Here is a 10,025-nt window from a genome sequence, read left to right as displayed (position 1 = left end):
GCGGCCCGGCCCGGGGGCGTGACCCGCGGCCCGGCCCGGGGCCCGGCCCGCGTCCGACCTCGCCTCCGGGGCCGGACGGCCCCGTGGCGCCCCGAGCCGGACGGCCCCCGCGCTGACCCGAACGGCCGATCCCGCCTGTCGCGGGACCGGCCGTTCCATGTCCTTGTGACTCCGCTCACCGCCGCAGCGGCGGGTCTTCACCCTCACCGGGGGTGCGGTCCGGCCGAACCGATTCCGAAAGGGGGCGTGAGACACATATCAGCCCATTTCAGGGCGCCGGCGCCGGGGGATGCTTCCTCCCTCGATCAGGGACTTGCTGTGCGTGGCGCGCGAACGTGGTCAAAAATTCCTTGTATGTGCCTATATGTCGCTCGTTGCCCGCGTGACTCTTGCCACGCATGATGGCCGGAACGCTCAGATGAGCGTTCTGCGGGGTAATCTCCCGCTGTCAGGGCAGCCATTCCGCGAGGAGTCGTCCCGTGCCGGAAATACAGACCAGAGCGCCGTCCCTCACGCTCGACCCGACCACCCCGGCCCCACCGGTGAAGTACGTCTACGACTTCTCCGAGGGCAACAAGGACCTCAAGGAACTGCTGGGCGGGAAGGGCGCCAACCTGGCCGAGATGACCAGGCTCGGGCTCCCGGTACCCCCCGGCTTCACCATCACCACCGAGGCCTGCCGGGCCTACCTCCGCACCGGCTCCGAGCCGCCGGAACTGCGCGACGAGGTGAGTGCGCACCTCGAAGCGCTGGAGGCCACGATGGGCAAGCGGCTCGGCACGGGCGCCGACCCGCTGCTGGTGTCGGTCCGCTCCGGAGCCAAGTTCTCCATGCCGGGCATGATGGACACCGTCCTCAACATCGGGCTCTCCGACGAGTCGGTGGAGGCGCTGGCCGCGCAGGCAGGTGACGAGCGCTTCGCCTGGGACTCCTACCGCCGGCTCATCCAGATGTTCGGCAAGACCGTGCTCGGAATCGACGGCGACCTCTTCGAGGAGCGGATCGACGGGCTGAAGCGCTCGGCGGGTGCGGCCACCGACGTGGAGCTGACCGCGGCACACCTGCGGGAACTGGTCGCGGACTTCAAGCGGATCGTGCGCGAACAGGCCGGCCGCGACTTCCCGCAGGACCCGCGCGAGCAGATGGACCTCGCCATCCACGCCGTCTTCGACTCCTGGAACGGCGACCGGGCCCGGCTCTACCGGCGGCAGGAACGCATCCCGAACGATCTGGGCACCGCCGTCAACGTCTGCGCCATGGTCTTCGGCAACCTGGGCCCGGACTCCGGGACCGGCGTCGCCTTCACCCGCGACCCGGCCAGCGGCCACCAGGGCGTCTACGGCGACTACCTGCAGAACGCCCAGGGCGAGGACGTCGTCGCCGGCATCCGCAACACCGTGCCGCTGGCCGAACTGGAGCGGCTGGACAAGGCCGGCTACGACCGGCTGATGTCCATCATGGAAACCCTGGAGAACCACTACCGGGACCTGTGCGACATCGAGTTCACCATCGAGCGCGGCACGCTGTGGATGCTCCAGACCCGGGTCGGCAAGCGCACCGCCGCGGCGGCCTTCCGGATCGCCACCCAGCTCGTCGACCAGGGTCTCATCACCGAGGCCGAGGCCCTCCAGCGGGTCACCGGAGCCCAGCTCGCCCAGCTGATGTTCCCCCGCTTCGACGACGGCGCAGACGGCACCGAGGCGGCGGAGCACCTGGCCACCGGGCTTGCCGCCTCCCCCGGCGCCGCCGTGGGCCGGGCCGTCTTCTCCTCCGCCACCGCCGTGGCATGGGCGGCGCGCGGCGAGCGCGTGATCCTGATCCGCCGCGAGACCAACCCCGACGACCTGGACGGCATGCTGGCCGCCGAGGGCATCCTCACCTCGCGCGGCGGCAAGACCTCGCACGCCGCCGTGGTGGCCCGCGGCATGGGCAAGACGTGCGTCTGCGGCGCCGAGGCGCTCGACGTCGACACCAGGGCCCGCAGGCTCTCCCTGAAGGACCGCAACGGCGACGCGGTGGTCATCAACGAGGGCGACCTGATCTCCATCGACGGCTCCACCGGCAAGGTCTACGCCGGCGAGGTCCCGGTGGTGCCCTCCGAGGTCGTCGAATACTTCGAGGGCAACGCCGACCCGGCCGCTCCTGACGCCCATGACCTGGTCCGCGCCGTCCACCGCATCATGACCTTCGCCGACCGGCAGCGGCGGCTGCGGGTCCGCGCCAACGCCGACACCGCGGAGGACGCGGCGCGGGCGCGGCGCTTCGGCGCCGAGGGCATCGGCCTGTGCCGCACCGAGCACATGTTCCTCGGCGAACGGCGGGAACTGGTCGAGCACCTGATCCTCGCCGGGACCGACGAGGAACGCGCCACGGCGCTCACCGCCCTCCTTCCGCTCCAGCGGGCCGATTTCACCGAGATCTTCGAGGCCATGGACGGCCTGCCGGTCACCGTCCGCCTGCTCGACCCGCCCCTGCACGAGTTCCTGCCCGACCTCACCGAGCTGTCCGTCCGCGTCGCCCTCAACGACGCCTCACCCGGCACCGACCGGGCGGCGGCCGACAAGGACCACCGCCTCCTCGCCGCCGTCCAGCGCCTGCACGAGCAGAACCCCATGCTGGGCCTGCGGGGCGTGCGGCTCGGACTGGTCATCCCCGGCCTGTTCTCCATGCAGGTGCGGGCGATCGGAGAGGCGGCGGCCGACCGGAAGGCCGCGGGCGGCGACCCGCGCGCCGAGATCATGATCCCGCTGGTCGGGACCGTCCAGGAACTCGAACTCGTCCGCGACGAGGCCGAGCAGATCATCGCGTCCATCGAGCGGGAACGCGGCGTCTCCCTCGCCATCACTCTCGGCACGATGATCGAACTCCCGCGCGCCGCGCTGACCGCCGGCCAGATCGCCGAATCCGCCGACTTCTTCTCCTTCGGCACCAACGACCTCACGCAGACCGTCTGGGGCTTCTCCCGCGACGACGTCGAGGGCAGCTTCTTCTCCGCCTACCTGGAGAAGGGCGTCTTCGGGGTCTCCCCCTTCGAGACGATCGACGTGGACGGCGTCGGCGCCCTGGTCCGGGCGGCGGCCCGGGCCGGCCGGGCCACCCGCCCGGACCTGAAGCTCGGCGTCTGCGGCGAGCACGGCGGCGACCCGTACTCGGTCCACTTCTTCCACGAGGTCGGACTCGACTACGTCTCCTGCTCCCCGTTCCGCATCCCGGTGGCCCGCCTCGAAGCCGGCCGCGCCGCCGCGGACTGAGCCCGCCGTCACCCCTCCACCGGCCCCCGGTGGCCGCTGCCACCCCCGACCCTCACCGGCAGCGGCCCCCGGACCCCCGAAGGGGGCGGCATCTGTGCGGAGATGCCGCCCCCTCCCCCTCCCCCCTCTCCCGCTTCCGCACGCCGCAGCATCCGGTCAGCGGAACGCGGTAGCGTCGGGCCGGAAACTCGGCGAGGAAAAGGGGACATGAGGTGTCCGGTACAACGCAGTTGCGGATCTACACCGTCAAGGAAGGCATGCTCGACGAGTGGGCGCGGCGGTGGCGCGAGGAGATCGTTCCACTGCGTCTGGCCATGGGGTTCACGATCGGCGGTGCCTGGCTGGACCGCGAACGCAGCCAGTTCATCTGGCTCATCTCCTACGGCGGCCCCGGGTCCTTCGCCGAGCGCAACGCCCAGTACTGGGCATCCTCGCAGCGTGAGGAGATGCGGCTCGACCCCGATGATTACCTGGTGCGCACGGAGGAACGGGTCGTCGAGCCGGTGCTGTAGGACCACTCAACCCCGGCGGGTTACGGCGCGGGCGGCAGCATGTGGAGTTGCCGCTCCTCCCGGGTGAGCGTCCGGAAGACCCGGTGCCGGGCGCGGGTCCGCAGCCGAGAGGAATCCACCCGGGTCGGCCAGACCCTGGCCGTGCCGTCCGCCGATGCGGTAAGCAGTCGTGTACCGTCCCCGGACCATTCCACGGACATCACCTTGCCGGCGTGCACACCGGCGACCGACGACTCCTCGTAGGTCTCCGCCGACCACAGACGCACTGTACGGTCGTCCGAGACGGAGGCGATCAGCGTCCCGTCCGGTGACCAGGCGACGGCACGCACCCGGCCACCATGGCCGCGCAGCGTCGCGAGGCGGCGGCCGGAGGAGACCTCCCAGACGGCGATCGTCCAGTCACCGGAAGCGGTGGCCACGCGCTTTTCGTCCGGCGACCAGCACACGCCGTCGACGTAACCGGTGTGCCCGCGAAGCACAACCAGTTGCTCATCGGCCGCCACATCCCAGATTCGGCACGTGCGGTCGTCCGAGGCTGTGGCGATCAGGCGTCCGCTCGCCGACCAGGCGACATCGCCGATCCAGTCCTGATGCCCCTTGAACACCTGGCGTTCCGCACCGGTGTCCGCATCCCAGATGCGCAGGATGCAGTCGCGGCCCGCGGAAGCGATGCGTTCCCCCTCCGGCGACCAGGCGACGGCTTCGACCACGCTCGGATGCTCCAGCACACGGGGCATCGTGTCTGCGTTGCTGGACCCCGTGATGCGCACCGTCTGATCGCTGGATGCCGTGGCCAGCCGGGCCCCGTCCGGGGACCAGGCAACGGACCAGATCTGTGCCTCGTGCTGCGTGAGCAGACCGCGCGCCTCACCGCTTTCCGCATCCCAGGAGCGGACGGAGCCGTCTCCTGCGGCGGTGACGATGAGGGGGCGTCCGTCCGGCGACCAGGCGGCCGTCGTCAGGGGGTGCTGATGCCCGGCCACCAGCAGTTCCTCCGCGCCGCGCTGCCGCAGGTCCCAGACCTGCACGGTGGCGTCGGCCGATCCGGTGACCAGGCGGGAGCCGGACGGATCCCAGCCGACACTCCAGACCGTCTCCTCGTGCCCCCGGAGAACGGCAATCGGCCCGGCGTCCCGCGTGCTGCATACCTGTGCTGTCCGGTCGGACGAGGAGGACGCCAGCCACTTGCCGTCCGGAGACCAGGCCACGCTCCACACGTAGTCGCCGTGCGTGCGGATGAGCAGCCGCAAACTGCCGGTGGCGGTATCGGTGAGGCGGATGGTCTGGTCCCCCGACGAGGTGGCCAGGCAGGTGCCGTCGGGTGACCAGGCCACGCCCTCGACGAAGTCGGTGTGTCCCAGCACGGTCCGCTCCGGCCTGCCTGCCGTGAGGTCCCAGATGATCGCCGAACGATCGTGGGAAGCACTGGCCAGACGGGTGCTGTCGGGGGACCATCCGACACCCCACACGTCGTCACGGTGCCCGCGGAGTTCCCGGTACAGCTCCCCGTCGCTGCTGTTCCAGACGCGTACGACGGTGTCCCGGGACGTGGCGGCGATCCACCGGCCGCACGGCGACCAGGCGACTCCGCGTCCGATGTCGGAGAGCCCGGAAAGGCTGCGCACCAGTGATCCGTCTCCGGCGTCCCAGATGCGCACGGTGAGATCCCGGGAGGCAGTGGCCACCCTCGTGGAATCCGGCGACCAGCAGACGGATTCCACCATGGAGCGGCAGCCGTCGATCACCGTCAGTGTCCGGCCCGAGGCGGCATCGAGGATTCTGGCCGTGCCGTCCCGGGAGCCGCTGACGATCCGCTGCCCGTCCGGCGACCATGCCACGGACCGGACGGCGTCGGTGTGGCCGACGGCGCGGACCCGCTGGTGGCTCGCAGCAAGCGCTGCCATCAGTGCCCGCTGGGTCAGCGGACTGCGAGCACATTCCTCGTAGGCGGCCAGCGCCAGCAGGAGAGAGGATTCCGGCTGCTGTTCCGCGTGGTCCAGCACGTGGTGGGCGACGGTGGCAGCGACCCGCTGCAGGAACGCCTCATCATTCTGCCGGGATGCGGAGACCAGCATGCGGATCGCATGGCCGGCCAGCCCTTCCTGCTCCAAGTCGGTCAGCCAGCGCTCGGCGAGTGACAGCCGCTGACCGGACAGCAGGTAGTCCGCGGAACGGTCGGCGCGCTGCCAGTCGGCGGCCCAGCGTTCCAGTTCGGCACGCTGCCTCAGCCGCTCGATCCGCGCCTCGACCTCCATGCGCAGCGGAGGCCACTGGCGGAAAAGGGCCTCATGGGCGACCCGGGCCTGGCCCTCCTCGGCGCCGCGCGCGCCTTGTGCCGTTGTCGTGACCAGCAGGCGGGCGTCGACAAAGGCATCGACCACGTGAAGTTCGCGGTCCGTCAACTCGGCCAGGGCCACAGGCCGGCCGGACACCTCCTGGCCCTCCACGGCGACGAACTTCAGCAGTACGCGCAGCACCTGGTCGGTGTCCTGCCCGGTCTCGCGCAGCTCCGCCACGGAGTTGTCCGCCTGCCGAGCGAGTGCCCCTGGTACGCCGCCCAACCGGTGGTACAGGGACTCGGTGGCCGCTCCGCCCGGGCCGACCTCCAAGTACATCTCCTCCAGCAGGTACGCGAGCAGCGGCAGGGCATCGGTGCTGGCCGCATCGTCCACCATGGCGTCGGCCAGCCCGGGGGCGAAGGCCATCCCGGCCAGCGCTCCCGGCTGCTCGATGGCGCGGACCAGCTGCTCCCGGCTCATCGCCCCCACCATGACGGGGCCGCGCAGCAGGTCGGCGTGGCCGGTGGCGAGCAGTTCGCCGAGGAATTCCACCCGGATGGTGGCCAGGATCCACAGCCGGGAGTCCCGGGCCAGAGCGTGGCGCAGGGATTCGAAGAAGCGGTCGCGCTCCTCGGCGGTGGCCAGGGTCACGGCTTCCTCAAGTTGATCGACAACCAGCAGCGTTCGCCGGAGCCGCCGGTCCCGGGACAGCGCCGCCAGCTCCTCCGCAAAGGCATGGGGTGCCTGGCGCAGCCGTCTGGCGAGCCGGGTGGGGTCAGAAGCCCCGGAAGCCTCGGCGAGGGACTGCGCGAGAGCGGCGAGAGGGTTGCCGCCGGGAGTGACGATCGGCAGGATCCTCCAGCGCCGCTCTCGTAACCTGGGCAGAACGCCCGCTCTGACGAGGGAGGACTTGCCGCTCCCGGAGGAACCGGCGACGGTGACGAAGCGCTCGCCGGGAGCGGAGGCCGCGCTGTGGAGCCGTTGCGTCAGTTGTGCGATGTGATCCTCGCGGCCGAAGAAGACGGCGGACTCCTGCTCGGTGAACGCGTCAAGTCCCGGGTAGGGGCTCCGGCCCGGCTCCCAGGCACGCGGCGCTCGTGCGGGTGCCTGGAGACGGTAGACGAGCACCTGGACGGCGATCATCATGAGGATGAGCACGATCAGCGCCGGTCCGGCGGAGCGCCGCAGTGCGGACAGCAGCGGCGGTTCCTCGTCCCCGTCGGTGGCGTAGTTGGTGACAATGCCCAGCAGGCAGGCCGCCAGGATCAGCAGAACTTGCAGGAGCAGTTCCAGCCGCCGCTTCATGCCCCTCCCGCGCGACCGGACGGATTCACCCGGACCGCCTGATCTCGCTGGCGCCCAACCGACAGCAGATCATGCTACTGCGCGCAGAAGCAGTGTGGCAGTGCGCGACCGGTTGGTGAACCGCAGGGCGTGCCGGCGGGTGCCGGCCGGCAGGGATGTCGGTCGGGCCGGATACGGTGCGGGAATGGACGGGATGGACTCAGCCGCATATCTCGGTCATCTGGGCCGTGAACTCGATGCCTTCCGTGCTTGCCTGGCGGAGGGGGATCTTTCCGCCCCGGTCGAGCACTGCGGGGAGTGGACGCTGCTCGATCTCGCCGATCATCTGGGCGGGCAGAATCTCTGGGTGGCCACCGCGGTCACCGAGCGGCGCGGGAACTACCGGGCGGAGCCCGCGCCCCGGGAGCGGGCCGCGCTGCTGGAGTGGTACGACTCCACCTGCGCGGCCATGCTCGACGCGCTGAACGGCGATCCGGCCGCCGAGGCGTGGACGTTCTTCCCGCCGCACACCATCGGTTTCTGGCGGCGCCGCCGCGCCCTGGAGACCCTGGTACACCGGTGGGACGCCGAGCACGCCCTGGGCGCGGCCGGGCCGCTGGACGCCGGACTGGCGGCGGACGGCGTGGCCGAGGTCTTCGAGGTGATGGCGCCGCGCCAGATATCGCGCGGCCGGGCGGCGGAGCCGGTGCGGGCGCTGCGGGTGGAGGCCGCCGACACCGGCCGCTCCTGGACGTACGGCCCCGGTGAGCCGGTGGCCGCGGTGCGCGGCACCGCGGCGGATCTGCTGCTCCTGCTGTGGGGCCGGCTGCCGCACACAGCCTCCTCGCTGGCCTGGGAGGGCGACCGGGAGGCGGGGAGAGAGCTGCTGCACGCCCCGCTGGTCCCCTGAGAGCGCGCAGGCGGTGCGGGGAGGCCGGGGGGACGCGGGGGCCGCGGCCGTTCCCGGCCGTACGCAAACCGCGGACGGGAACGTCACGCTCGCACTCGGATAGGTGGGCAGTGCACTGAACATCCTTGTAACTCCGTGTTAAGGACAGTTTGCGGCACCGCTTCCTCAATGCGACGCCTGGTGCTAGCGTTCGGGCCTCACCGGAGCCGGCAACCACGGGGCAGGGCCGAGCCGTTGGGTGTTCCCTCCGTCCGCTTCCCCGTGCGGGGCTCCGGGTCCGTCCCTGCTCCCATGAGGAATCAATGACACGTCACATCCCGGAGGCGGTGTTCTGGCTGCTGTCCGCCGGCCTGCTGTCCGCTGTGGTGCTGTGGATGCGTCAGCGGCGGGTGACCGCCGTCGTGCGGGGCCGCTGCGAACGCCTCGCGGACGGCCTGCGCGCCCGGGACGACGAGATCCGCCACCTGGCCACCGTCCGGCTGCCCGCCATGGAGGAGTCGGTGCACCGGCCGGTGACCGTGCCCGGCCCGCTGGACGAGCGACTGGCCGGCACCGACTTCGGCAAGGGTCTGCTCGTCGTGGCCGAACGCTTCGCCGACGCCGCCGCGGACGCCCGCACCCGCGCCGAACGCTCCGCCAAGGCCGCACTCAAGACCTCCATGCGCTCCATCCAGGCGCTCGCCAACGAACAGCAGATGCTGATCTCCGAAATGCAGGAGCGCCACGACGACCCGGCCGTGCTGCACGACCTGCTCGCCATCGACCACGCCAACGCCCAGTTCAGCCGCCGCGCCCAGGCCATCGCCGTGCTCTGCGGCTCCTGGCCCGGCCGGCAGCGCGCCGCGGCCCCGCTGGACGAGGCGGTCCGCGGCGCCACCTCGCGCATCCGGGACTACCGGCGCATCCGGATCTCCGGGCAGGTCGACCTGGCGGTGGTCAGCCGGGCCGTGGAACCCGTGGTGCTGGCCGTGGCCGAACTGCTGGACAACGCCGCCCGCCACTCCCAGCCGCACACCAGCGTGGAGGTCGGTCTCCAGGCCGTGCACAACGGTGCCTGCGTGGTCATCGACGACGCCGGTGTGGGCATGGACAGCCAGGTGGCGCATCGCGCCGCCGCGCTGCTCACCGGCCGGCGCAGCGTGGACGTCACCCAGCTCGACGACCCCCCGCAGTTCGGTTTCCCGGTGGTGGGGGTGCTGGCCGCGCGCTACGGCTTCAGCGTCTCGGTGGACACCCGGTCCCCGTACGGCGGGGTCCGTGCCGTGGTGTTCCTGCCCGCCGCGCTGCTGACCCAGGTGACGGAGGAGCCGCCCCTTGCTGCGGCCGGGCCGGCCGGGCCGGCCGGGCGCGGCGACGCGGGCACCGCCGGCGGCACGGGCACCGGCGCAGGTACCGGNCCCGGTCCCCGTACGGCGGGGTCCGTGCCGTGGTGTTCCTGCCCGCCGCGCTGCTGACCCAGGTGACGGAGGAGCCGCCCCTTGCTGCGGCCGGGCCGGCCGGGCCGGCCGGGCGCGGCGACGCGGGCACCGCCGGCGGCACGGGCACCGGCGCAGGTACCGGCACGGACACCGATGCGGCCTCCGCCTCCGCCCCGGGCGCCGGGGCCGAGGCGATGACCACGACCGGAGGGCTGCCGCGCCGCAGACGGCGCGGCAGGGCCCCGGCCCCGGAGCACTCCGGCACGGCGGGCGGGGACGACCGCACCGCCCGCGACGCCGCCCGGCGGATGGGGGCCTTCGCCCGCGGCACCCGCACCGGCCGCGGGGGCGACGGTGACGAAGGCGGAGGC

Annotated in this window: 5 protein-coding genes and 1 pseudogene; 5 read left to right on the top strand and 1 reads right to left on the bottom strand. The window is 72.1% G+C overall.

Going from position 1 to position 10,025, the window contains the following annotated elements; translation table 11 throughout:
* The first annotated feature begins 488 nt into the window (after nucleotides 1-488).
* Nucleotides 489-3,251, top strand: coding sequence for a pyruvate, phosphate dikinase (gene ppdK / locus GQS09_RS23910; protein ID WP_399552590.1), 2,763 nt, complete (start codon nucleotides 489-491; stop codon nucleotides 3,249-3,251).
* 212 nt (nucleotides 3,252-3,463) lie between these two features.
* Complete coding sequence (locus GQS09_RS23905) at nucleotides 3,464-3,763, top strand: NIPSNAP family protein (RefSeq protein WP_165989596.1); 300 nt, start codon at nucleotides 3,464-3,466, stop codon at nucleotides 3,761-3,763.
* Nucleotides 3,764-3,783: 20 nt separating this feature from the next.
* Here GQS09_RS23905 and GQS09_RS23900 read toward each other — a convergent pair whose 3' ends face one another.
* Entirely contained in the window at nucleotides 3,784-7,347 is a 3,564-nt protein-coding gene (locus GQS09_RS23900; RefSeq protein WP_243761727.1) for a WD40 repeat domain-containing protein, read from the bottom strand.
* Between the two features lie 193 nt (nucleotides 7,348-7,540).
* Here GQS09_RS23900 and GQS09_RS23895 point away from each other — a divergent pair, with 193 nt between their 5' ends.
* The 3 genes and pseudogenes from GQS09_RS23895 to GQS09_RS23885 form a co-directional block, all read left to right on the top strand.
* Nucleotides 7,541-8,236 (top strand): maleylpyruvate isomerase family mycothiol-dependent enzyme, encoded by a 696-nt coding sequence (locus GQS09_RS23895; protein WP_165989593.1) that lies wholly within the window; start codon nucleotides 7,541-7,543, stop codon nucleotides 8,234-8,236.
* A 302-nt stretch (nucleotides 8,237-8,538) separates the two neighbouring features.
* Nucleotides 8,539-9,690, top strand: a complete 1,152-nt coding sequence (locus tag GQS09_RS23890; protein WP_243761725.1) for an ATP-binding protein — start codon at nucleotides 8,539-8,541, stop codon at nucleotides 9,688-9,690.
* Nucleotides 9,663-10,025: pseudogene (locus GQS09_RS23885) on the top strand (hypothetical protein); the annotation flags it as partial. The gene GQS09_RS23890 and the pseudogene GQS09_RS23885, both read left to right, overlap by 28 nt.

Source organism: Streptomyces sp. YIM 98790 (genome assembly GCF_011421595.1).
GTDB lineage: Bacteria > Actinomycetota > Actinomycetes > Streptomycetales > Streptomycetaceae > Streptomyces.
The sequence above is the reverse complement of the archived record's forward strand: the minus strand, read 5'-3'. Positions and strand labels throughout refer to the sequence as shown.

What these genes read in the sequence shown, in the direction of transcription:
- GQS09_RS23900 (WP_243761727.1), bottom strand. Translation starts at nt 7,347, where the DNA reads ATGAAGCGGCGGCTGGAACTGCTCCTGCAAGTTCTGCTGATCCTGGCG.
- GQS09_RS23895 (WP_165989593.1), top strand. Translation starts at nt 7,541, where the DNA reads ATGGACTCAGCCGCATATCTCGGTCATCTGGGCCGTGAACTCGATGCC.